Here is a 23,421-nt window from a genome sequence, read left to right on the forward strand (position 1 = left end):
ATCCAAGTGATATTGCTTCGTTATATTTTTCAATACTGAACACTTCTACTACTGTTCTATTTTTGTTTAATCTATGTTTTGATAAGTTATTTAGATCTTGTATTTTATCAGTGATCAGAATTATATCGTTTTTATTGAGTTTATCGGTTGCCGTCGCGATATCGAGAGGGTGATATGTACCGTAAATTTTTTTTCTCATGAAATCGAAGTGGGATATTTTATTAGTTTGATTAGAGTCTGTTATTGAGTGGAAATGATTCCAATCATGAGCTGCTACAATCTCACCATCTAAGGAGGTAAGTAAATCCAATTCAATCATTTTAAAACCATTTCTAATCGAGTTTTCCACAGCCTCTAATGAGTTTGTATATTTTAACCCGTCTATCCCTCCCCCTGCATGCGCGATAAGATAATTAGACTGTATGATTAAATTGGCAATGTTATTGTTTTCATTCTCATATGCATTTACTTTACCGCTCAATAAATCGCTGACTATACTTATTGATATTTTTGTAGGAAATATAGATAAGACAAGTATGAAAATACAAGAAATCAATACAGCTAAGAGTCTAATCCCTTTATGCATGTTAACCCTTTACCTGTTGATGTCAGGGGAGGACTATAGCTTGTCAGCCTTACTAGTAGTCTTCGCCTTAAACATTTTATTCATAACAACTATAATAGCATTCGTTGGCGGGAAGTTTGTATTTTTTATTTTGTCGACAATAGCAACTTTCGACTACTACCTAAGAATAAATCACCTAACATTAGATTTAGGAGTTCTAGGCTCTATTGTCGATTCAAATTTAAATGAGGCTGTAGAGTATTTTCTTTTAATTAAGGTTAGTGTATATGTAAAGCTAGTTATATTTTTTATTTTATACTACTTATCGGTAAATCTTACCAAAGATAAAATAAGGAAGACATTTCCGACAGCTATGTTGGTGGTTTTTTCTAGCGTGTTAATTATAAAGCTATATAACCTTCCAAGTAATGAACAATATACATACATCAATAAAGATTATTTAAAAACCAAACACCATGAAGTATGGTTTAGATTCCTGGGTTTTATTACGATTATAAGACCACTGTCGACGTACTATGAGCTTTCATTGTTGAGTAGAGATACTGTAGTCGTTTCAAATTGGACTAATGTTCGAACTATTGAGGATCAAAAAGATATCTACGTTGTTAACATTGGAGAATCTGTAGCTAAAAAATACTACCCTTATTATAGCGTTAACCATACAAGTAATTTAAATAGTGTGAAAATATACGATGGAGTTATAGCTCCATCGGTAGTTACTAGGTTTTCGGTACCTCGTATATTGTCAAAAAACGTAGATGTATATAGGTATGATGAGAATTTAAATATTATTGATCTTGCTAATGATGCCGGTATGAAGACTTACTGGATTTCTAATCAAGCGAAAGTCGGTCAGCATGAAACACAGATATCTGCTATAGCGAATAAAGCAGAATACCAATACTATCAGAATACGTCTTATGAAAAAGCTAGACCTGATAATGTTCTCTTTCCCGAAATTGTTGACGTTATTAGTGAAAGTTCGAATCGATCAAAGGTGATATTTATTCATACTATGGGGTCACATCATGATTTTTGTAAAAGGGTCGATAGAGATGTATCTCAAGTCTTTTCAGAGGACAATTATTTGATGTGTTATAAAGAGTCCGTTGCCTATGGTGTCGATTTTGTCAAAAGGATAAGGGATCTTCTAATCAAACATGACAAGACGTATAAACTTATTTATTTTTCTGATCACGGACTCACATCAGTAAATAGTCCCCCTTACCTAGTCCATGGAGTTGGTTCGTACTTCTCCAGGCAAGCTTTGGAAGTCCCATTCATTACAATGAGTGATGACACTTTAAAAACTGAAWAACACTTGGTTCAATATAGCTTACGAGACTTTTCGGATACATTTGCTCAATGGGCAGGGATATATTCTGAACAAACAGATCTAAGCAAAAGTATTTTTAATGTTAACTATACCAACCACCACTATGACTCCGTACTGACCAGTGAATTCAAAGCGAAGAAAATCAACTGAATAAATTTTCGGATTTCTAGCGACAGTAAGGTCTGTTATCTCCACTGTAGTTTTAGTGGCTTTTTGCGAGTGTTGTTTTCAGTAGGTAGGTGGCTTTACAAATAGCTGAAACGAAGAAAGCCTAGCATTTCTGCTAGGCTTTCGAATGTGGTGGAGGGATAGGGATTTGAACCCTAGAACCGCTATTAACGGTTGCCGGTTTTCAAGACCGGTGCTTTCGACCACTCAGCCATCCCTCCGTTGGCATGCATAATAGGGGGTGGGAGTTTTGTTGTAAAGCACTCTTTTCAATAATTAATTCTGTTTGATTTAAAATTAGACACTTCGCTGGGTTTTTCATCATGAATATACTTTGGAAGCTTGTGACCGTAGATATGGTGTTGATACAGCGTAAGTTGTTGGGAGAGAATCTTGGGCGTTCGGTATTGGTTATGAGCAGCGGTGTCTCTAATAGGCTGCCTGGAATACATGTATAAAAAAGGGGAGCGATAAACTTATCGCTCCCCTTGTTGAATAACTTTAATCAGTTAGTCTGTTTTTGTGTAAAAACGCTGTAGCTCTGTAAGGCCTTGCATTAATACTGGTAAGCGCGGGCTAGTGTCCTTTAAGCGCTTATAATTGTCATCATAAAGCTTATAGTTACCAAATTTGTCTACGACCGTAGTTTGCTTTGCTGTGATAAGGGCTAACTCACGAGAATCACCGGCTAATACCCACTTACGCTTACGTTCGTCAAACAAATTACGACCGCTACTAAAATCACTAGGGTTCGAAGATACACCGACTAAGTCTTGCAATAGAGTTACCGATAAATCTAAGTGGCTAGTACGGTGCTTATATTCCGCAGCTCCCTTCCCTGGCCAGTGAATGAACATAGGCACTTGTAGTTGGTAACGGCTGTAATTAGAGTTTGCACCCCAGCTATTTGTCGCGGTTTCATTAAACTCAGTACCGTGGTTTGAAGTGACGATGACCACAGTATCTTGGGTCAACTCCAGCTTTTCTAGCTGTTCAAAAATTTGAGCCAGTTTTTGATCAGCAGCTTTTGCCGATTTGTTATAACCCGCTTTAAATTGTTCGTTTGGAGAAGCCGATTCGTCAAGGTCGCTATCATTAGTGAAATTATCTAGAGTCGTTAATTCCAAGAAGCTAAACCAAGGCGCTTTTGATGAGTCTTCCATCCAACTAGACCAGGCTGCAATAGCTGCGTCGTCGTTATAGGTAGCGTTTTCTGCGCTAACTAGCTGGAAGTCTTTATTTTGGAAGACAAACTCTGAATACAAATTGTCATCAAAGTTATCACCACTAAATGCACTGAATTGGTAGTTGTGCTCTTCGAGAACATCTAACAGCWCTGGGCTAGACCCTTGCGCTTTGATGCTGCTTGAATAGCTACTTGGCAGCCCGTAAAACAATCCAAAGATGCCGTACATATCATTGCTTGAACTGTAATGATTCGTAAAGTTGATGTTGTTTTGCGCGTATTGATAGCTCAATGGCATCAAGTCTGCGTTTAGTGCGTCTGAACGTAGGTTATTCATACTCACAATAAGAATATTGAGGTTGTTGCTACGTCGGTTGTATTGAATTTTTTCTAGAGGATAGCGGACTAAATCTACGCCATCTGCGTTTTCCTTGAGACGTTGTAAGTACTCTTCTCTATCTAATAACCCATGTTTTTCCATAAAACTTTTCGCAGTCATTGGGTATGACAGAGGGAAGTTCGATTTCTGATTCGTGATTGGGTTATAAAAATAGGCATCAGCCCAAATGTAGATAAGGTGGCTGGTAATAAAGCTTAAGAAAAACGCAGCCGCTAATGGGCGACCTACGTGTTTGTGAGACAATTTTCTTTGCTTGCGCCATACCCACTCAGATAAACCCAGTTGTAATAGGAATATTAGGGGCATAACGATAAATAAGTGTTGTAGATCTGAGCCGATAGCAGACTCTTGATCACTGAATAGCACTTCCCAAACCACAGGGGTTAGGTGAAGGTTGATACTTTGGTAAGCTTGAGTATCTAAAAGCAGAACAGTTAGGCCGACAGTCGCAAAACAAACGGCGACAAAACGAAGTAGCTTTCTGGATGGTAAAACAAAGGTGAGCGGAAACAGCACCAAAAGGTAGAGAGCGAACACTAAGAAGCCGAAGTGACCTACCCATGAAACGGCTAGATAAAACTGCCCTAAAAGTGTTTCAGGCCAAGCTGACTGAGTGATATAACGTGTGCCAATCAACATCGCAGCAATGATGTTGAAAAATGCAAACCAGTGTCCCCAGCCTACTAGGCGAGAAACTCGGTCGCTATATGTGTTTGCGCTGTCTACCATTTATTATTCTTTTATATCCGTCAGTAAATCTTAGTGAGACTTTTTATCTTCGATTGAAGAAACTAGTGCCTCGGCAAATTTTTCAGCAATTCCTTTGCGTTGTGAAGCAGCAACATTCTGATTTAAGACATTGGTTGCGATATTACCAGCGATCATCAGTGAAAGYTCTGGCGAAGCTTTGTGCTTTGATAAAACTGCACCTACTTCAGCTAGGATTTTTTCAACTTGTTCATCTGTGTATTTAGATATAATCGGCATAAGGACTCTAATAATGATAGTAAAAGCGGCTTATGATAACCTACTATTCCTAACAACTGAAACCTGAACGATAATATTTTCATTATGAGCCTTCATCTTTCCAACGTAATTTTACATCAACTGCGTAAAAACGATCAGGACGAACTGATTGTTAACTACCGCGCAGAATCATTAGCCAACGATTCTTCATCAGAAAGCTTAGTCGCTGAATTACACCGAGTGTTTAATTCTAAGGCTGGCAAAGGGTTTGGTTCTTTCAAGTCGGACAGCGAATTTCAACAATGGTTGCAAGAGCTGCGCAAAGGCGAAAGAGATTTTTATGACTTTTCTCAGCAAAGTGCACTGCGTTTGAAAGATGAGTTATCTAAGTATCCTTTTGCAGATGAAGGGACATTAGTTTTGGCTGAATACCAGTCATTAGCGACAGATTACCTTTTTATCGGATTATTGCCTTCAAATGAAAGTTTGAAAGTAACAGAAGGGTTAGATATTAGCGCAACGGACTACCTAGATATCTCTAAGATGGATATCGCAGCGCGTGTTGATCTTTCTACTTATGAAACGGACAAAGAGTCTAATCGCTACCTTGCTTATATTAAGGGGCGTGTTGGTCGTAAAGTCGCAGACTTTTTCTTAGATTTCTTACAAGCTGAAGTAGGCTTAGACGCAAAGCAGCAAAACCAGGTGTTGATGCAAGCTGTAGAAGACTTTGTATCTGACTCTAAGCTAGAAAAAGAAGAAGCGATCAGCTACAAAAAACAAGTTGCGGATTACTGTAATGAGCAACTGAAAGCGGGTGATGAAGTTCAAGTTCGTGAATTGTCTGGAGAGCTACCTGCTAGCACAGATGGCACTAGCTTTTTAGACTATACTAGCGAGCAAGGCTATGAGTTAGAAGACAGCTTCCCGGCTGATCGCGCAACTATGCGTAAACTAACGAAATTTGTTGGTGCTGGTGGCGGTTTAAATGTAAGTTTTGATAGCTTGCTTTTAGGCGAGCGTATTTTCTACGATCCGGAAACTGATACCCTAACGATCAAAGGTACACCACCAAATTTAAGAGATCAGTTAACTCGCAACAAATCATAAGCCGAAAAGAAAAGGCTTAGATGAAATATAAGATCAGATAAATAAGATATACGGTGGCGGTAGGATGCTGCCACTCGTTTTTCGCTAGGTTTAAGCTAGATAAAGAGGCTACTAAATGGAATTATCGTTATCGCAACGCAGTAACGGCACGACTATCGCCAAACCTATTATAGGTATCTTGGGTGTTTGGTTACTTTGTTCTCTTTTGTTATTAAACTTGAGTCGTTCATTTGAACAAGCTTTAGACAGTGTTGAAGAGTTGGGCGCTCGGGTAAATGAGCTGATACAAACGCTGCACTTTTCTGAACCATTGAGAGTGATCAAAATTGATGATCTCACCCTCGATGCTCAATTGGTTTATTCTATCCGTCTTCAGGTCGAAGCTGAATTCTCTGACGCATTGTTTTTCCCTGATGTTAGCCAAGCGCTTTATACCACCGATCAGTTTTTAGAAAAATTTCGCGAATATTCACCAATAGACAGCAAAATCCTATTTTTTGCTACCAACATGCGCGACTACAAAGCTATCCCTACCAACTCTACTACGATCAATCATTTGTATAATGAGCTCAACGCGACGGTGTTTGAAGCGATGTATACCGACAATAATTCATCTCCGACCATTTACCGTACCTTCGATCAGATTCTTAATGACTCTCAATCTCTTGAAGTGGATGAGCGTCAATCAATACAAAAAATGCTAGCCGATGCTTCAATATTACTGGGTGAATATGCTCAACTTAATTATCTGATAGAGACAATGAAGAAAAGCTCGGTCGGTGAGCAAGTCTCGTTGCTAGAGGATGAGCTGCATAACCGTCAATTTCGCATATTACTGTTAGCGCTCGTTGTTAATATATTTGCGTTAGGCGCAGTGACATTTTGTTTTTACCTGCAAAGCAGCAGAAGTGATCATCGCTATGATGAAGAACTTGCATCCGAAGATGATCCATTACCCGAAATACGCGAAAGTGACGCTCAAAGTAACAATGTTCCCGAGATAGAAACCGCGAATGTGCAAGCCGAGTTTGTTCAATTTGAGCCAGAACATCCTGTCGAGAGCCCTGAACCTTCAATACCAAGTGAAGAAGTGATCGAAGTCTCTATCGAGGGGGAGCAGGAGCGTCACGCCGCGATTAATTTACAAGAAATGTTAGACACATTAGGTGGCGACTTAGAATCCGTATTGTTGCTTCTAGGCGTGTTTATTCAAGACCATGCTCAAGACGGTGAAAAGTTCCGAAAGTTGCTGACCGAAGACGTTGTGCAAGCATCTCGTATTGTCCATAGCCTAAAAGGTGTCTCTGGCAGCATTAAAGCCCATGATTTAGGTGAAATCTCAGCTCATTTAGAGATGACGTTAAAAGAGGGCTTAACTGTTGAAGAGAAAGATATAGCACTGCTTTCTAAACATCTAAGCTCTGCGATAGAAGCAGCTGGTTTATTGATAGATGAAAACAGCTAACAGGAGCGTCACTTTACCAATAGCAATACTATTTTGATTAGAAAAGTGATGTTGAAGTTTTACGCAGATAAAAAAAGAGCGCCGTTGGCGCTCTTTTGCATTTTATATCTAGTGCATTTTACATCGGTAACATGAGGAAGATGTTAGCTCGTTGCTAAGCTGATTGCTTCGCTAGCTCAACAGCGTCTTCACCTTCAACAGCAGGGGCTGTTGGTTCGCATTTATCAACGAACCAACCCATGTAAGAAGTAATGATCGTTACGAGAATACAAATGAAGCTTAGCCACATGAAAGGTGCATATGAAAGCGTAGCAACGCCTAGGATGCTTGCCATGTAAATACCATTATCACTCCATGGAACCATGCCCGATGTTAACGTACCACCGAATTCCGCATTACGTGATAGGTTCTTACGTTGGTAGCCTAAACGGTCGTAGTTCTTCGCACAGATTTTCGGCGTAAGAATCAACGATACGTACATAGCAGAGCCAAATACGTTACCCATAAACGCAGTACCAATTGTGCTCGTTGCTAGAGAGCCTGCGCTATTTACGCGGCGTTCAAATAGTTTCGCTACTGTTTCTAGCACGCCAACCTTATCAAGTAAGCCACCAAAACCTAAGCCAAACACGATTACAGCGACTGAACCAAGCATTGAAGACATGCCACCACGGTTCAAAATCGAGTCAATGAAATCAACGCCAGAGCTGATAGAAAACGGTGCCCATGCAGTGTTAAATGCCGTTAAGAAATCAACATCTTGAATCATTACAGCCCAGATAATGCCTAGCAGAGAGCCGAAGCTGATGACTGGGAAAGAAGGCATACGCATGGCAAGAAGACCGAGTACGATTAATACAGGAACAAAAGAGTAAGGAGTAATGTAGAACTGATTCTCCATTGCTTTGATAACAGAATCTACCTGACTCATATCTACGTTACCAGCGTAATGGAAACCAAATGCCGTAAACATAACACCAGTAATGATGTAGCTGATTAACGCTACTGGTAACATGCCCTTGATGTGCTCWACAACTTCAACACCAGACATAGACGAAGCCAGGATCACTGAATCAGACAGAGGTGACATTTTGTCGCCAAAGTAACAGCCAGACAAAACAGCGCCCGCGGTGATTGGTGCTGGAACTCCAAGCCCTTGTCCTATACCCATCATTGCGATACCAGCTGTACCTGCTGCGCCCCAAGACGTGCCTGTCGCTAACGCCGTTAGAGAACAGATGATCATCGTTGCAAGAAGGAAAATAGAAGGATGTATTGCTTTTAGGCCGTAATAAATAATTGTCGGAACAATGCCACCTGAAATCCAAGTACCAACAAGCGCACCAACTGCCAAAAGTATTAAAACTGCACCTAAGCCGTTAGAGATACCATTAAGGGCTGATTTCTCTAAGTCTTTGTAGCTGTGACCAAGGCGTATACCTAAAGTGATGATAATGAACCAACCAATATACAGAGCGAGTTGTATCGGCAGGTCAAGCTTTGCAGTAAAAGAGAACGCTAATGTTAAGAATAGCCCTAGGGAGACTATTACTTGTAACAGGGAGGGTAGACGAGTATTTCTTTGCTTCATAAAAGCCTCTTGTCATTTCGAGCATTTATAGTGCTTCGTTATAGTGTGGGGTACGAAAAAGACACTACATGATAAAGTTGATTATATCTAAATATGACTACAAAGTTGTGATATTTGACTATTGATTTAACTATTAGCAAATATTTATCCTGTATTTTGTTAATTTCATGGTTTGGTTATGTTGTGTTATACGTATTTCATGTGCGACATTTGTAAAAATTTGTTTCAAAAAATAACAAATGGTAATTCCATCAATATCATAAATTGCGCTATCGGCAGGGAGGCAATACTGAGGACCGTCTCTCTAGAACTTACAACAAGTAAAAGTAACCTGGATAACTGTTAAAACTAATCGTTTGGGTGTGAATGAGGGAAAAACYTACTCTTTTTGACAAAAAGGACTTGAGTTATAAAGCTGAAAAACTTATAGATGGGTAAAGCTATTTTAATTTTTACATGGAGAGTTTGGGATGAGAGTAGGTCTAGTCGGTTGGCGTGGTATGGTTGGTTCTGTACTGATGCAACGTATGGTAGAAGAGAAAGATTTCGATCTTATTGAACCTGTTTACTATAGTACATCTCAAATAGGCATTCCTGCGCCAGTACTTGGTGGTAAAGAAGCGGGAATGTTACAAGATGCTTTCGATATTGAAAGTTTGAAGCAACTAGATGCAATTATTACGTGTCAGGGCGGTGGTTATACTGAAAAAGTTTACCCTGCATTGCGCCAAGCTGGATGGAAAGGTTACTGGATTGATGCTGCGTCTACGTTACGTATGAATGCTGACTCAATCATTACCTTAGACCCTGTCAACCTTGCTCAAATTCAACAAGGAATCCACAAAGGAACCAATACTTTTGTCGGTGGTAACTGTACTGTGAGTTTGATGCTCATGGGGCTTGGTGGCCTATACGAAAAAGGACTTGTTGAATGGGTTAGTGCAATGACTTACCAAGCGGCTTCAGGCGCTGGTGCTAAAAACATGCGAGAGCTTATTTCTCAAATGGGCGTTGTGAACGATTGTGTAAGCTCTGAGCTTGCAAACCCAGCGAGTTCGATTCTGGATATCGATAAAAAGGTAGCAGACACTATCCGCTCATCTTCATTCCCAACGGATCAATTCGGAGCGCCACTAGCAGGTTCATTAATTCCTTGGATCGACGTGAAGCGTGAAAATGGTCAAAGCAAAGAAGAGTGGAAAGCGGGTGTTGAAGCGAACAAGATTCTAGGACTTGATGGCCAACCGATTCCAATCGATGGTACTTGTGTCCGTATTGGCGCAATGCGCTGCCACGCTCAAGCTCTAACTATTAAGCTTAAGCAAGATGTACCAATGGACGAAATTGAAGAAATCATCGCGACTCATAATGACTGGGTTAAAGTGATTCCAAATGAGCGTGACATTACTGCTCAAGAACTCACTCCTGCGAAGGTAACGGGCACAATGTCTGTTCCTGTTGGTCGTCTACGTAAGATGTCGATGGGTAACGATTTCCTTAACGCATTTACAGTCGGTGACCAACTATTGTGGGGCGCAGCTGAACCGCTACGTCGTACACTGCGTATTATCTTGGCAGAAAAAGCTTAAGATATTTGAGAATGCCACTTTGTCCTAAAAAGTGTTGAATAAAAGGCTGACGTTTTTCGTCAGCCTTTTTACTTTTTGGCGAGTGGGAATATATACGATGCTGAATTTGACAGCTAGGTAACGTAGAGTCTGAAATCGTATAAGTTAACTTGCAGCCCGCAAATACCCTGTTACTCTTCCGTCACTACCCGTTTATCAGGATCAGCCAGTTCACTACCACAATGCTTACAATACATGGCATCTGGTTCATGGCCTGATTTAGAACAGTTCGGGCATTTCACCAACGACTTATGAGAATTCATTTCCTGACTTAGCTCTGCAGTAATAATGCCTGTGGGAACCGCTAAGATCGAATAGCCAAGCAACATGGTTACTGAAGCGATAGCTTTACCTATACTTGTTTGGGGTACAAGGTCGCCATAGCCAACGGTAGTTATGGTTACTATTGCCCAGTAGATACTTAAAGGTATAGAGCTAAAGCCGTTATCTGGACCTTCTATTACATAGATAATTGAACCAAGAATGATGACTAAAATTCCCACGGTACTAAAAAAGATAAAAATCTTTCTTCTCGCCATGAGTAGTGAGCGGAGTAGGATGTTTGAGTCTTGTAAATATCTCACCAGCTTAAGAATTCGGAAGATGCGCATAACACGTAGCATTCTGATCACCCCGATATACGATGCCGCAGGGAAGAAGAGCGCAAGATAAGTGGGCAAAATAGCAAGAAGGTCGATCACACCATAAAAGCTTCTGGCATATGCGGTAGGTTTTGGAGAGCAGTAAAGCCTGAGTAGATACTCGATAGTAAATAGCCCAGTAAACCCAAACTCCAAATACATAAATATATGTGCCCACTTAGTATTGAGGGCTGGAATTGAATCAAGAACTAATACTGTAAGTGAAGCAATAATCGCAACAATTAAGCCAATGTCAAAGGCTCTACCTGCAGGTGTATGAGTACCAAATATAATGACGTAAAGGTGATGCTTAAGTGAATGACGTGGCATAGGTTAGGGCTATATATACTGTCGATATTTTCATAGTACATTTTTCAACAAAAAGAGGCGAGTATAGTGCTCGCCTCCCATAGAAATACCGCTACCTTTCTTAAGAAAAGTTTCTATATCATGCTAACCCAGGGAAAAGGTTTCTTAGGCCGTTTGCAATAAACTCAATCCCTAGCGCACCAAGGATAAGCCCCATTATACGTGTAATAACGTTAATGCCGGTTTGCCCGAGAAAACGGACGATGACAGGAGCCGATCGAAATAGAATCCAAGAGCATAGAGCAAATAGGCCAATACTAACGGCAATGCCTAATGTGTCTAACGCGTTCGGGTAACGTGAACCGTAAACAATAGTGGAACTGATTGCGCCAGGGCCAGCCATTAACGGCATAGCTAAAGGAACAACGCCAATCTGCTCCTTACTAATGTATTCCGACTTCTCTTGTTTGTTCTGCTTATCTTCACCCAACTTACCACTCATCATTGAAAATGCGATGTTAAGAAGTAATAGCCCACCAGCAACTCGGAATGAATCTAACGAGATGCTAAACATATCTAGTAGTAACTGACCTGCAATTAAAGACACTCCCAATATAACGGCTACTGCGATATTAGCTTGCAGTGCAGTTTTGTTTCTGTCCTCTGCAGACATGTGCGCGGTTAGAGAAACAAAAATGGGCATAATTCCAATCGGGTTAACAGCCGCGACTAGCCCGAGGAAAAACTGGAAAAATATCGCGATTTCTAAACTTTGCATTTCAATGTGCCTCCAAAGTCAGGGGTGAGTATGTGCGTAATGTAAACCACCAGATTCAAAACAACGAATGAAAAAAACTAAGTCGAAATAGAGAATAAATGTAGGGCTACAGAGGGAAGTTTATACGCATATGGAGTGTTGCAAGTCTTGCTTGGATTTGTCAATTTGGTCTCATTTGTGACGATATTGTTTATGTTTGTAGGTGAATGCACACTTTTACGAAAAAATGTGTCAAATTCTAGCTCGTTGCAACATGATGGATATACTCTCAGTAGCACGGAATTAGCTATCTACATGTAATTTAACTGACCAAAAATGAAACTTTTTTACAGTTAATATCAGTTTATGAAATAAAACTAACTGTTTGATGGTTTTTTGTACGTCTGGTTGGTGTGATGTAAATCTATATAAATCAGGGGTTTGCTTGTTTTTTTGTGATTTAACTACTACTTTTTGATTAATTCTTTTTGGGTAACTGATCTGGGTCAATTTTTTTCACACCTTGAAATAATATACTCAGTCCTGAAAGCAATTTACTAAGAAAGCTGTTGAGTACATTTTGCAGAAGCAGCGAGTTTAATAAAAAGTTTTTAATATTTATTATTTTAGGAGATCCACTATGCCTGTAACTAACTTAGCTGAACTAGATGCTCTAGTAGCACGCGTTAAAGCAGCACAAGAAGAGTTCGCAACTTTCTCTCAAGAAAAAGTAGATGCAATCTTCCGTGCAGCTTCACTTGCAGCTAACCACGCTCGTATCCCGCTAGCACAACAAGCGGTAGCAGAGTCTGGCATGGGTATTGTTGAAGATAAAGTTATCAAAAACCACTTTGCTTCAGAGTTTATCTACAACAAATACAAAGACGAAAAAACATGTGGCATCTTAGAAGAAGATGACAACCTAGGTACAATGACTATCGCTGAACCTGTAGGTATCATCTGTGGTATCGTTCCAACAACGAACCCAACTTCTACTGCAATCTTCAAATCTCTAATCTCACTTAAGACTCGTAACGGCATCATCTTCTCGCCGCACCCACGTGCTAAGAATTCAACGAACGATGCAGCGAAACTCGTTCTAGATGCCGCGGTAGCTGCAGGTGCTCCAAAAGACATCATCGGTTGGATTGACCAACCGTCTGTAGAGCTTTCTAACGCACTTATGAAGCACGACGGTATCGCACTTATCCTTGCAACTGGTGGTCCAGGCATGGTTAAAGCTGCATACTCTTCAGGTAAGCCTGCAATCGGTGTTGGTGCTGGTAACGTTCCTGTTGTTATCGATGAAACAGCTGACATCAAGCGTGCAGTAGCTTCAATTCTTATGTCGAAAACATTCGATAACGGCGTTGTATGTGCTTCTGAGCAGGCTGCAATCGTAGTTGGCGAAGTATATGACGAAGTTAAAGAGCGTTTCGCTTCTCATAAAGCACACGTTCTGTCTAAAACTGACGCAGATAAAGTACGTAAAGTACTTCTTATCGACGGCAACCTGAACGCTAAAATCGTAGGTCAACCTGCTCCTGCAATCGCTGAAATGGCGGGTGTTAAAGTTCCTGCTGATACTAAAGTTCTTGTTGGTGAAGGCCTTGGTAAAGTTTCTTACGATGACGAATTCGCTCACGAGAAACTGTCTCCAACACTAGGTCTATTCCGCGCAGACGACTTCGAAGATGCTGTTGCTCAAGCGGTAACTATGGTTGAAATCGGTGGTATCGGTCACACATCTGGTCTTTACACTAACCAAGACGTAAACGCAGACCGTATTCGTTACTTCGGTGACAAGATGAAGACGGCTCGTATCCTAATCAACATCCCTACTACTCACGGTGGTATCGGTGACTTGTACAACTTCAACGTTGCACCTTCTCTAACTCTTGGTTGTGGTTCATGGGGTGGTAACTCTATCTCTGAGAACGTAGGTCCTAAGCACCTTATCAACAAGAAAACTGTAGCGAAGCGAGCTGAAAATATGTTGTGGCACAAACTACCTAAGTCTATCTACTTCCGTCGTGGCAGCCTTCCAATCGCAATGAGCGATCTTGAAGGTAAGAAGCGTGCATTCCTAGTAACTGACCGCTTCCTATTTAACAACGGCTACGCAGATGATGTCGTACAAATCCTAAAATCTCAGGGTATTGAAGTTCAAGTATTCTTTGATGTAGAAGCGGATCCAACACTATCTGTGGTTGAGAAAGGTGCTGAAGCAATGAAGAGCTTCCAACCTGATGTGATTCTTGCGTTAGGTGGTGGTTCTCCAATGGATGCTGCTAAGATCATGTGGGTAATGTACGAGCACCCAGAAACTCACTTCGAAGAACTTGCAATGCGCTTTATGGATATCCGTAAACGTATCTACAAATTCCCTAAAATGGGTAAAAAAGCTGAACTTGTATGTATCACTACAACTTCAGGTACAGGTTCAGAGGTTACTCCATTCGCGGTTGTTACTGACGACAAAACAGGTGCTAAATACCCACTAGCTGATTACGAAATTACACCAAACATGGCTGTTGTTGATGCTAACTTAGTAATGAACATGCCTAAGTCTCTAACAGCGTTCGGTGGTTACGATGCAGTAACTCACGCTCTTGAAGCTTACGTATCTGTTCTTGCAAACGAGTATTCAGATGGTCAAGCGCTACAAGCACTTAAGATGCTTAAAGAGTACCTACCATCAAGCTACAAAAATGGTGCGGCTGACCCAATCGCTCGTGAAAAAGTACACAACGCAGCGACAATTGCAGGTATTGCTTTTGCGAACGCATTCCTAGGTGTGTGTCACTCAATGGCTCACAAAATTGGTGCTGAGTTCCACCTACCACACGGTCTTGCTAACGCGTTACTTATCTCTAACGTTGTACGTTACAACGCGAACGATAACCCAACTAAGCAAACTGCATTCTCTCAATACGACCGCCCACAAGCACGTCGTCGTTACGCAGAAGTTGCCGACCACCTAGGCCTAAGCCAAGCTGGTGACCGTACTGCTCAGAAGATTGAACGTCTACTAACATGGCTAGAAGAGCTTAAGAATGACCTAGACATTCCTCTATCTATCCAAGCAGCAGGTGTTAACGAGTCAGACTTCATTGCGAAACTTGATGAACTAGCGGTTGAAGCATTCGACGACCAGTGTACAGGTGCTAACCCACGTTACCCTCTAATCACTGAGCTCAAAGAAGTTCTAACAACTTCTTACTTCGGCCAACCATACGTTGAAGGTGAAACGTTCGAAGGTACTACAGTTATCCTAAAGAAAGCAGACCAAAAGCCAGCTGAAGTAAAAACTGCGCCGAAAGCTAAAAAAGAAAAAGCTGAAGCGTAATAAGTAAGCATCAGTTATGAGATAAGTTTTCGCTAGCACGTCACTTATCTATCGGGAAAAGAACAAAGCCCCAGTCGAGAGACTGGGGCTTTTTTTATACATTTATGCGACCGCCTAAACTCTTAATATCAATGGAATATTTAACAGACAATCCAGAAGTTGTGCGGTTAATTTAGTCATATTAAGTGAATACGGCAATATTGTTACGGGGCAAACGTAATGCTTACGCCCTGACCGTCACCTTGAACCGTGTCACAAATATATGATGGAATTACATCATAAGTGACAAAGTTTTGACCAGTGTATTGGTTTCTAATTCTAACCCCATCTCCAGGTGTAAAACAGAGCATCTGTGAAGGATCTCGTGCATTGATACGGGTTTCAGTATAAGAATAGGTGTCCGTTGCAGAGTCATATGTATCGTTCAGATAGTGCTGTGTTCCTGTACTACTAAACCAAGTGCCAGAGCTTCTATTTGTGTTTTGCATTCCAAAGTAAATCTCATTGCGGCCTGCCTTGCTTGAATCACTAGCAAATGCTCTCATGGCATCGCCACTTGCAGAGACTGTCCATACGGCTTTGTGATCAGCAGTCCACTCGATCGAAATCTTAATCCCGAGTCCAGTATCAGGGGCAGGAGAAGGTGCTACATGGCCAAAGTAACCTTCATTGGTTGTCTCATCAGTACATAGATAGTTAACCAAATCTGCTGCTGAAGGAGTGTGGTTTACAAAATTGAATTGACTTCCATCGTAGTCAATGAAAATTGGATTTCCATTGAGGTCGCCGACACGGATAGGCCCAGAATTGTTATCGGTTAAATAATGAATAAGTAATCCAGCTAACGAAGTATCATTGCGGTAGCTGAGGGCAATATCATCGTTGTTTAGGTCTGATAGAAAGCTCGATGTAGAGTCTACGATATAGCTTGTGCTAGGAGCATATTGTTGACATACCGTATTGGTTGAAGAGCCCGCAGGGTAACTACCTAAAGGGTCATAATGAGAAGAACTTTCTGCAACAATGCGGATGTCTAACGTATGACTGTATGTAGGATCTGGAGTTGGATCGGGCTCTGGTTCAACAGGAGCATTCGGATCATATCCATGCCAGTCGTCATCGTTAGGTGTGCTTTCACCTGGTTCACCTGGTAGGCCTGGTGAACCCCCTGGGTGATCATCGATGGGGTTACCATCAGAGCCATAGGCAACAGCAACTAGTAATCCCACAACTTGAGTATCATCATCCAGTTCCGTCGGTTCGGGAGTGGAAGGTAAAGTGGCTAAAAAAATTTCTTCTTCAATCAGAATATGGTCACCATCGTCAGACCAGTATGGATAGTAAGTATTGGTCTTGAGTAAGCCATGTGTCACAGCATATTGAATGTTTTCACTTGATGGCAAAATCCAATTAAAAGTGTCCGGCACAGCATAGTTGTCGGTTACCATGTCTGCTGTATATTGCATCTCATCGTTATAATCAGCATGAGAACCTCTCAAAAATAGCGCTTTAAGATCGCCAAACCTCATTGGGTCATCACCGAACACATAGCCGAACTCTTTGCAGTCATCTGATGGGATAGTTTCATCACTGCAGCGTGAGTAGGGGTAATTATTGACATACTCCTTATCCATTGCTCCCCCGTTACCAGCCCCAGTAGCGAAAGTACCAGTAACAGCAGAGTGAGCGTATTGGCTTGAAACCATCGCAAAAGCAAGCGTGGAAAGCTTGAATATCCGATTATTCGTTATCATAAATCCCTCATACAGTACGTTATTCTGGGTGAAGTATAAGCAAGGCTGATAACGTAGGTCAAACGATGAARAGAAAAAAGCAAAATACAGTGTTGCGTGCTGTAAAATAATAGTATAGCATTCTGTTTGTCCCGTAATGATAGATAAGTCATTATTTGAACATCTCTAAAGCTATGAAAAATAACGGAATAAAATACTCAAGGAGTTCCATATGAGACAGAGAATGCAACGCGCACAAAACTCAAAAAAGAAGAATAAGGGTATCGCCTTAATCGAGATGCTAATTGTGATTGGTGTAATCGGCTTGATTACAGCGGGAATTGTTGGTTTATCAACATCAGTATTTAACGGTATTGATGAAGCGGACACAGTGTCAAAAATCAACACCATTAAAGGCAAAGTTCAAAAAGGCTATAAAGCGCAGGGCGACTATGCTGGTTTGAGCAATGCATCACCAGTGTTAGAAGCTGAGGATATCGAAAACCCATTTGGTCCGGATATTTGGGCGGCTCCTGCACAAGCAAATGCACGAGACAACGCTGCTGCAGTCGTCAAAGTACCGGGTCTAACGGAAGAAGCATGTATCAACATTCTGACTTCCATTGATCGTACCGCATTTGAGTATCTTGGTACGGAAGTTGGTGGTGCTGCCGGTGCTGCCCCTGCTGCAATTGACCCTGAAGACGAGGATATTGCTGTTTTTGGTGATTTGGCAGGAGCAGACGTGGAGTTTGTTGCTGGTGGTGTGCAAGGTGATAATACTGATGGCACTGTTCTAACAGTAGATTCAGCTGGAGCAGCATGTGTAGCTGCAGCTGCAACGAACAATGCGATTATTGTACTTGGCTTCTACTAATTGCCAAGCGTGAAAAACAAGCAACGTACCTAGGTGCGTTGCTTGCTACGGTCAAAAAGGGATTTTTATGAAAAAAGTGACACTATTATTGATTTCCGCTGCTGTATTTGGCTGTTCAACCACAGAATATATTAGTACGCCTCAAGATTTGGCTGGGCAGAAAGTCGTGGATGATGAACTGTCAAAAGGGAAGCAAAGAACGACTAATTTTTTAGAAGTGATTGACCACTCACTGATGCTAAAAACAGGCAATGAGTTTGAAATTGAATCGCATTATGTAGACGATGAGATCAGCTTCAGCTTCACTGATAAGGCAACAGCCGGCATGGTTATTGAGGAAATGAATGCGCTGTTGGATTATCAAGGGGTATACATAGATAACTGTGTTTCAGAGGGTGGAAGTTCAAGCTCTTCTTCTGAGCCCAGTGAAAATGGTGCACAAGCTGCTTTAGCGAGCGTAATTCCTGGATTGCCCATTCAAGCTAAATCTCCAAGCACAACGAGTATCCCACAGCAAAACCAAGGGCCAGATTACAAAAAGTTTATCTATGACGGAAAACTATCAGGCTTATTCAGATCATTAGAGAACGTTTATGATGTAACGGTTGAATTCTCTAGAGGAAGTTATGTAGTTTCACGCTGCAAAGTAGAAAACCTACACTTAAAAGGAACGCTATCCTCAATGGAGGCGACTCTGGAGACGGCATCAGATTCTGCTGGTGGCTCGAATGGTTCATTTTCAGGAACAGTAGATCTTTCTTACGATTTGCAAGCAGCATTACTTGAAGAGTTAAATCTTCTTCTTTCTCCTGAAGGTGTGGTGAAAGTTAATAGTACAACGTCATCTTTATTAGTTATTGATCGCCCTTCGTATTTACGAAACGTGAATAAAATTGTTGATAACTACAATAAAGTTTTAGAGCGTCAGATTTTACTTTTGGTAACCGTATTGCGATACGGAGACTCCGATGTTAACCAATTAGGCTTAGATTGGGATAACGTTCTGGTCGATGGTTCAACGGCCATAATTTCAGGCTCATCTTTCAGTGAAACGATCTCAGGGCTTAACCTTGGTTTTAAGAAAGAGGGGAGTTCAACGACGGAGCTTCTTTTGAGATCATATTTCAATAACGGTCATTCCATCCTTTCAACAAAGGCGGATCTACTTACACAAAATGGCGTCCCTACACCGTTAAGTGTTGCAAAGTCACAGAGCTATATTTCATCCGTAACCACTGAATATGACAAAGAGACTGAACGCGAAATTCGCCAAGCAGAGACCAGTGTATTGAACGAAGGTTTCAATATGATGTTTAAGGCTCTAGCGATAGAGGACAAAATATCTGTTACTACTCATATTACACAAAATGAATTGGTCTCTCTGACTGCTGATCAAGGTATTACGCTACCAACAACATTTAACCGTCAGTTTTTACAATCATTCCGAGTAGATAGTGGTGACGTTATTCTACTAGCAGGGTATGAAGAAAATATTACAAGAACTAATGATAGCACTGCCGCGCCGGGAACGATCTTATTTGGTGGGACAAATAATAGAGAAAATACACAAAGCAAGATTGTAATATTAATTGAACCAAGAGTTCTATAAGGATGGACTATGAAAAAGGTAATAGGGATTGTTATCGCTTCGGTAGTATGTAGTACGTTCGCATTTGCAAGCCAAGAAACATATATTTCAATAAAAGATGATACAGCATATTCAATAGCAAAGCGTTTTGATATGTCAGTGGATGAGCTTGCAGATTACAACCCTCATTGGATAAATCAAGTTGGCGGTGAGGTTTCTCTTATCCCAGTTGGTATTAAACTAAATGTTAAATCACCAGTGCTAAAAAATAATTTAAACACTTATAAAAAATCACTGGATAAGAAATTAAATAAATCAGAAATAAACATAGAAAAGGAAGTTGAAAGCGAAGATGGTCAGTTTTTAACTTTTAATAAAGGGGATAAATTCAGTAAAAGAGTGCTAGATTGGTGCGCAGTAAACGATATGAATTGTATTTGGGAATCTAAATACGACTTCAGAATTCTAGCGAAGGTTTCATATCTGGGTGAATCAGTAAAAGATAACATTGAGTTGATTGCTCGTGATCTTTATCTGAACAGGTCGAAAGTTAAAATTCAATATTATAGTGTTAATGATGTTTATAGATTTTATAATTAATGGTAATTACATTGCCGTTTACGTCATGTTTTTTCTTTTGGGAGCTTCACTATTTAGTTTTTTTCAGTGTGTTCTAAGCCGAGCTTTTATAGAAGGTAGGAAGCTAATAGATTCTTTAGTTAGTGGTTCAAAATGTGATTACTGTGGAGAACCCCTAACAATAAAAGAGTACTTTCCTATTGTGTGGTTTTATTTTCTGAAAGGGAAATCTAAGTGTTGCTCCAAAAAAATTGATACCAAATATATTCTCGGAGAATGGATTTCCGGAGGTGCATTATGTCTTTTCGTGTTCTTGCTTTTTCATGCCTAATACTATTTTCCCAATTCAGCTATGCCAGCGAAGGTGAAAGTAATACAGAAGCAAAGTCAATGAATATCCACATGGATAAAATGGAGGATAAAATTGATGAATACATTAAATACAATGAAGAAATAGAAAAAATTAAAAGTGAAAAAGCACGTTTAAGAGAGTACTTATCTCTTGTTAAGTTAAAGATTTCAGTCGTTGAAGAAGAAAGAAAATTAAAAGAGAGCCGAAACCCGAAAAAGAAAGTTGTAGAAAGACCAAAGCCAGTTAAAAAAGTGACTGTGGCTAAGCCAAAGAAAAAGAAGAATTTAATCAATGATGTCGAAGTATTGAGTTTTGTGTCATCGGGAAAAAGAGTCAATGGTGTTCTTTTAGTTAATGGACAACAGTTTGCTATGACTAAGCCGAGATTCAAAAGCGGCAAGTACTCATTTGAATTCAGCCAGAGTGATAAAACGATAAAAGTATCTACCTCCGATGACAGCGAGGTTGTGTATCTTGATTGATTTAAAATCTTGGAAGAAAAGAAAGCGCTCTAAAGGTGAGCTTCTTAGTCTAAATTACACTGACTTAGAGTTTCAAACTCGTGTACATACTTTAAAAGAAAGTGAAATAAATAACTATTGCGAGTTTCATCGAATTAATAAGAGCTATCTTTATTCGTTTGAACTGRAGTCTGAAACCAAGTGGGAATACCAACAGTATTTTACCTCTACTAAAGATAGCCCCCTGCTAGTTGCGGTGATCCCACTGTTACAAGATCCCACGTTAAAAGTTGGCAACCATTTTTTTATTGCACACAATAAAGAAGATAACAATTACTATATATGGGGAGCAAGTGAGGGGCTAATTGTCAGTATTGATGACAACTTCCCAGTTTCTTATAAGAGCCGCGCTTCTGCCGAAGATAGTATTCAAGTTATTGCATCATTAAAAGGCATGGGGGATATCAGTATTAATAATGTTGACTTGGATGGTCTAAGTCTGGAGCAAGTTAGTGGCTATTCTTTTCACTCAGTTAAAAAAGGAATTGGTGAAATAGTTGTTTATACCGTTGGTTTTATAACTATACAAGTCGCACTTGGATATTTGGCATGGAAAACAAATTTGGGGTTGTTCTAGAATGAATTATAAGAAGAAGCTTAAAGTTGCGGCCATTTGCATCCTATCAACATCATGCATTATGGCTATATCTGTCGGTGCTAAGTATTTTATATTTGAACGTCCAAAGGTAATTGCTGAACAAAAAGAAGAAGAACGAAAAATTTTGTTGAAAACGTCACTAAGGAAAAAGGCAGATAAGAGTATCGAGGAGAATATATTAAAGTTCTGTGAGCGTCCTGATAGTAAAAATTCAATTCGTCTATTTACGTATTGGTTATATGGGCATCATCAACAATTTCCTGGATGGAAAACATTGGAATCATCATGCACTGATGGAACTTGCGATGCAAAACTGTCTTTATCAGAATCAGTAAATGACAAAATTTCAGCAGTCAATGCCATTCAATATATTCTCAACAAAATGAAAGACGATTCTTCTGGACTTAATGATTTTAAATATTCATTTAACAAAGGGTTTGATGAGGTTTTAATCAATAATTTCAATATAGAGTCTGAGCTTGATTTAAACATAGATGAGCAATGTGGCACTGTTATTCCTTATAGTAAAGATGTCTCTTTGTTAACGGAGCAATTATACGGAATCGTAGAGTTATATAAGAAAAATGAAATCTTGATTGAGGTGAAAGAACATCGTCATATTTCATATGCCCATCAAAAGATGGTAAAGCTAGATGAGCTATCCCAGAACCTATATGTACAGGAGCTCGATATATATGCGGGTGATCTTGAAGAGTTACGATCTTTCATTAATACGCTTAATGAGCTGTCACCTTGGTCGTGGAATTTGTACGGTTTTGAGTATCCGATAAAGGCTAAGAAAGCATTTACGGGATACAAAATGACTTTATTTATGTTGGTAAAAAAGTAAAGGTTACTATGGCTAGAAATAAAGGATTTACTCTATTTGAGCTTCTCATTGTAGTAGCTGTTATTGGAATTCTAGCAGCAACTCAGATGACATCTATTGCTCAAAAGACCAGGACGCGTGTGAACGAGCATGCAGGGATTCAAATTGCAAACTTAGCGATTGGCGTTAGATCAAAAGCACAAGACCCTATCACACCTCTGGCTGAAATAGGATATAACGATCTGCGAATGTTTAAGTTTCAGGAATGCCGTCCTGATATTCGAGACGGGGTGTTTATCAATGGCGCAATAGAAAACAATGTGGTGATAAATGGCATCCTTGAAGATGACGGTATTGCGGCTACACCAGCAGATGGTCAAGGCGCGCTAGATCCGCTTCTTTACCCGCGAATGACTCGCTTTATGGGGTGTGGGCAAAGGATGATTTTTCCTGATTCCGGCGTGATGTCTATTGGCAATACTCCTCTTGTACCTGAAGTATCGATACCAGATCCTGCTAATCCAGCAAATACCATTGTTTTACGTGAAGCTATACCTGCCGGTCAAGATGCTATGGTCTTACAAGATGGTGTGTTCACTATACGTGTTGATGTTGGTGGCTTTTTGAATGGTGATAGAGAAAACCGTGTTCGTCAGCTCTCTTCATTGGGTGTCGGCTTTGAGCAGACAATGTTTGCAAATCTGTTGAACGTACCAGATCAAGTACAGCTCTTTCCATATACATTAGATGAGATAGACGCTTTCCTCGATGACCGAACTAACGTCGGTGAGCAGTATATTGAAATTGATATTCCTATCCGACTCGGCGACTTTTTGCGTGCTGATGGTGGAG

General features: G+C 40.3%; 20 protein-coding genes and 1 tRNA gene. 13 read left to right on the plus strand and 8 right to left on the minus strand.

Annotated features, from left to right (window positions below; translation table 11 throughout):
• Positions 1 to 586, minus strand: a 586-nt coding sequence (locus L4C33_RS08255; protein ID WP_428811957.1) for a glycerophosphodiester phosphodiesterase family protein, incomplete at its 3' end; no start/stop codon positions are given.
• A 40-nt stretch (positions 587 to 626) separates the two neighbouring features.
• Here L4C33_RS08255 and L4C33_RS08260 point away from each other — a divergent pair.
• The gene (locus L4C33_RS08260) at positions 627 to 2,072 is read left to right on the plus strand and encodes a sulfatase-like hydrolase/transferase (protein WP_428811958.1); all 1,446 of its coding nucleotides are present in this window, start codon (positions 627 to 629) and stop codon (positions 2,070 to 2,072) included.
• A gap of 148 nt (positions 2,073 to 2,220) precedes the next feature.
• Here L4C33_RS08260 and L4C33_RS08265 read toward each other — a convergent pair.
• The 3 genes from L4C33_RS08265 to L4C33_RS08275 all read right to left on the minus strand — a co-directional run bounded on the left by L4C33_RS08265 (position 2,221) and on the right by L4C33_RS08275 (position 4,663).
• Positions 2,221 to 2,311, minus strand: a tRNA-Ser gene (locus L4C33_RS08265).
• 288 nt (positions 2,312 to 2,599) lie between these two features.
• A complete protein-coding gene (locus L4C33_RS08270) occupies positions 2,600 to 4,405 on the minus strand; it encodes a DUF3413 domain-containing protein (protein WP_428811959.1) in 1,806 nt (601 codons plus the stop codon).
• A gap of 30 nt (positions 4,406 to 4,435) precedes the next feature.
• Positions 4,436 to 4,663, minus strand: coding sequence for a YejL family protein (locus L4C33_RS08275; protein ID WP_428811960.1), 228 nt, complete (start codon positions 4,661 to 4,663; stop codon positions 4,436 to 4,438).
• Between the two features lie 84 nt (positions 4,664 to 4,747).
• Here L4C33_RS08275 and yejK point away from each other — a divergent pair, with 84 nt between their 5' ends.
• Complete coding sequence (yejK, locus tag L4C33_RS08280) at positions 4,748 to 5,752, plus strand: nucleoid-associated protein YejK (RefSeq protein WP_428811961.1); 1,005 nt, start codon at positions 4,748 to 4,750, stop codon at positions 5,750 to 5,752.
• Positions 5,753 to 5,867: 115 nt separating this feature from the next.
• Positions 5,868 to 7,217: an Hpt domain-containing protein gene (locus L4C33_RS08285; RefSeq protein WP_428811962.1), complete on the plus strand. Its 1,350-nt coding sequence runs from the start codon at positions 5,868 to 5,870 to the stop codon at positions 7,215 to 7,217.
• A gap of 154 nt (positions 7,218 to 7,371) precedes the next feature.
• Here the strand turns inward: L4C33_RS08285 and nhaC are convergent, their stop codons facing one another.
• Positions 7,372 to 8,808: a Na+/H+ antiporter NhaC gene (nhaC, locus tag L4C33_RS08290; protein ID WP_428811963.1), complete on the minus strand. Its 1,437-nt coding sequence runs from the start codon at positions 8,806 to 8,808 to the stop codon at positions 7,372 to 7,374.
• A 470-nt stretch (positions 8,809 to 9,278) separates the two neighbouring features.
• Between nhaC and asd the strand changes: the two genes are divergently transcribed.
• Positions 9,279 to 10,397 carry an aspartate-semialdehyde dehydrogenase gene (asd, locus tag L4C33_RS08295; RefSeq protein ID WP_428811964.1) on the plus strand — a complete coding sequence of 373 codons (1,119 nt, stop codon included), beginning with the start codon at positions 9,279 to 9,281 and terminating at the stop codon, positions 10,395 to 10,397.
• A 170-nt stretch (positions 10,398 to 10,567) separates the two neighbouring features.
• Here the strand turns inward: asd and L4C33_RS08300 are convergent, their stop codons facing one another.
• On the minus strand, positions 10,568 to 11,407 hold the full coding sequence (locus L4C33_RS08300) for an ion transporter (protein WP_428811965.1): 840 nt from the start codon (positions 11,405 to 11,407) through the stop codon (positions 10,568 to 10,570).
• A 118-nt stretch (positions 11,408 to 11,525) separates the two neighbouring features.
• On the minus strand, positions 11,526 to 12,164 hold the full coding sequence (locus L4C33_RS08305) for a YchE family NAAT transporter (protein ID WP_428811966.1): 639 nt from the start codon (positions 12,162 to 12,164) through the stop codon (positions 11,526 to 11,528).
• A gap of 619 nt (positions 12,165 to 12,783) precedes the next feature.
• Between L4C33_RS08305 and adhE the strand changes: the two genes are divergently transcribed.
• Complete coding sequence (adhE, locus tag L4C33_RS08310) at positions 12,784 to 15,492, plus strand: bifunctional acetaldehyde-CoA/alcohol dehydrogenase (protein WP_428811967.1); 2,709 nt, start codon at positions 12,784 to 12,786, stop codon at positions 15,490 to 15,492.
• A gap of 203 nt (positions 15,493 to 15,695) precedes the next feature.
• Here adhE and L4C33_RS08315 read toward each other — a convergent pair whose 3' ends face one another.
• On the minus strand, positions 15,696 to 17,246 hold the full coding sequence (locus L4C33_RS08315) for a hypothetical protein (RefSeq protein WP_428811968.1): 1,551 nt from the start codon (positions 17,244 to 17,246) through the stop codon (positions 15,696 to 15,698).
• 211 nt (positions 17,247 to 17,457) lie between these two features.
• Here L4C33_RS08315 and L4C33_RS08320 point away from each other — a divergent pair, with 211 nt between their 5' ends.
• From L4C33_RS08320 to L4C33_RS08355, 8 genes are all read left to right on the plus strand, one after another.
• Positions 17,458 to 18,102 carry a type II secretion system protein gene (locus tag L4C33_RS08320; protein ID WP_428811969.1) on the plus strand — a complete coding sequence of 215 codons (645 nt, stop codon included), beginning with the start codon at positions 17,458 to 17,460 and terminating at the stop codon, positions 18,100 to 18,102.
• A gap of 67 nt (positions 18,103 to 18,169) precedes the next feature.
• Positions 18,170 to 19,711: a hypothetical protein gene (locus L4C33_RS08325; RefSeq protein WP_428811970.1), complete on the plus strand. Its 1,542-nt coding sequence runs from the start codon at positions 18,170 to 18,172 to the stop codon at positions 19,709 to 19,711.
• Between the two features lie 9 nt (positions 19,712 to 19,720).
• The gene (locus tag L4C33_RS08330; protein WP_428811971.1) at positions 19,721 to 20,290 is read left to right on the plus strand and encodes a LysM peptidoglycan-binding domain-containing protein; all 570 of its coding nucleotides are present in this window, start codon (positions 19,721 to 19,723) and stop codon (positions 20,288 to 20,290) included.
• 25 nt (positions 20,291 to 20,315) lie between these two features.
• Positions 20,316 to 20,600 carry a prepilin peptidase gene (locus L4C33_RS08335; RefSeq protein WP_428811976.1) on the plus strand — a complete coding sequence of 95 codons (285 nt, stop codon included), beginning with the start codon at positions 20,316 to 20,318 and terminating at the stop codon, positions 20,598 to 20,600.
• Positions 20,567 to 21,103, plus strand: coding sequence for a hypothetical protein (locus tag L4C33_RS08340; RefSeq protein WP_428811972.1), 537 nt, complete (start codon positions 20,567 to 20,569; stop codon positions 21,101 to 21,103). The genes L4C33_RS08335 and L4C33_RS08340 overlap by 34 nt, the downstream gene beginning before the upstream one ends.
• A complete protein-coding gene (locus L4C33_RS08345; RefSeq protein ID WP_428811973.1) occupies positions 21,096 to 21,719 on the plus strand; it encodes a hypothetical protein in 624 nt (207 codons plus the stop codon). The genes L4C33_RS08340 and L4C33_RS08345 overlap by 8 nt, the downstream gene beginning before the upstream one ends.
• Before the next feature lies 1 nt (position 21,720).
• Positions 21,721 to 22,590 (plus strand): hypothetical protein, encoded by an 870-nt coding sequence (locus L4C33_RS08350; protein ID WP_428811974.1) that lies wholly within the window; start codon positions 21,721 to 21,723, stop codon positions 22,588 to 22,590.
• Positions 22,591 to 22,598: 8 nt separating this feature from the next.
• Positions 22,599 to 23,421, plus strand: an 823-nt coding sequence (locus tag L4C33_RS08355; protein ID WP_428811975.1) for a prepilin-type N-terminal cleavage/methylation domain-containing protein, incomplete at its 3' end; no start/stop codon positions are given.

Source organism: Vibrio makurazakiensis (assembly GCF_050337375.1).
In the GTDB taxonomy this organism is placed as follows: Bacteria; Pseudomonadota; Gammaproteobacteria; order Enterobacterales; family Vibrionaceae; genus Vibrio; species Vibrio makurazakiensis.

Coding starts and splice junctions, on each gene's coding strand:
- yejK (WP_428811961.1), top strand. CDS start 4,748: ATGAGCCTTCATCTTTCCAACGTAATTTTACATCAACTGCGTAAAAAC.
- L4C33_RS08285 (WP_428811962.1), top strand. CDS start 5,868: ATGGAATTATCGTTATCGCAACGCAGTAACGGCACGACTATCGCCAAA.
- asd (WP_428811964.1), top strand. CDS start 9,279: ATGAGAGTAGGTCTAGTCGGTTGGCGTGGTATGGTTGGTTCTGTACTG.
- L4C33_RS08300 (WP_428811965.1), bottom strand. CDS start 11,407: ATGCCACGTCATTCACTTAAGCATCACCTTTACGTCATTATATTTGGT.
- L4C33_RS08305 (WP_428811966.1), bottom strand. CDS start 12,164: ATGCAAAGTTTAGAAATCGCGATATTTTTCCAGTTTTTCCTCGGGCTA.
- adhE (WP_428811967.1), top strand. CDS start 12,784: ATGCCTGTAACTAACTTAGCTGAACTAGATGCTCTAGTAGCACGCGTT.
- L4C33_RS08315 (WP_428811968.1), bottom strand. CDS start 17,246: ATGATAACGAATAATCGGATATTCAAGCTTTCCACGCTTGCTTTTGCG.
- L4C33_RS08320 (WP_428811969.1), top strand. CDS start 17,458: ATGAGACAGAGAATGCAACGCGCACAAAACTCAAAAAAGAAGAATAAG.
- L4C33_RS08325 (WP_428811970.1), top strand. CDS start 18,170: ATGAAAAAAGTGACACTATTATTGATTTCCGCTGCTGTATTTGGCTGT.
- L4C33_RS08330 (WP_428811971.1), top strand. CDS start 19,721: ATGAAAAAGGTAATAGGGATTGTTATCGCTTCGGTAGTATGTAGTACG.
- L4C33_RS08335 (WP_428811976.1), top strand. CDS start 20,316: ATGTTTTTTCTTTTGGGAGCTTCACTATTTAGTTTTTTTCAGTGTGTT.
- L4C33_RS08340 (WP_428811972.1), top strand. CDS start 20,567: ATGTCTTTTCGTGTTCTTGCTTTTTCATGCCTAATACTATTTTCCCAA.
- L4C33_RS08350 (WP_428811974.1), top strand. CDS start 21,721: ATGAATTATAAGAAGAAGCTTAAAGTTGCGGCCATTTGCATCCTATCA.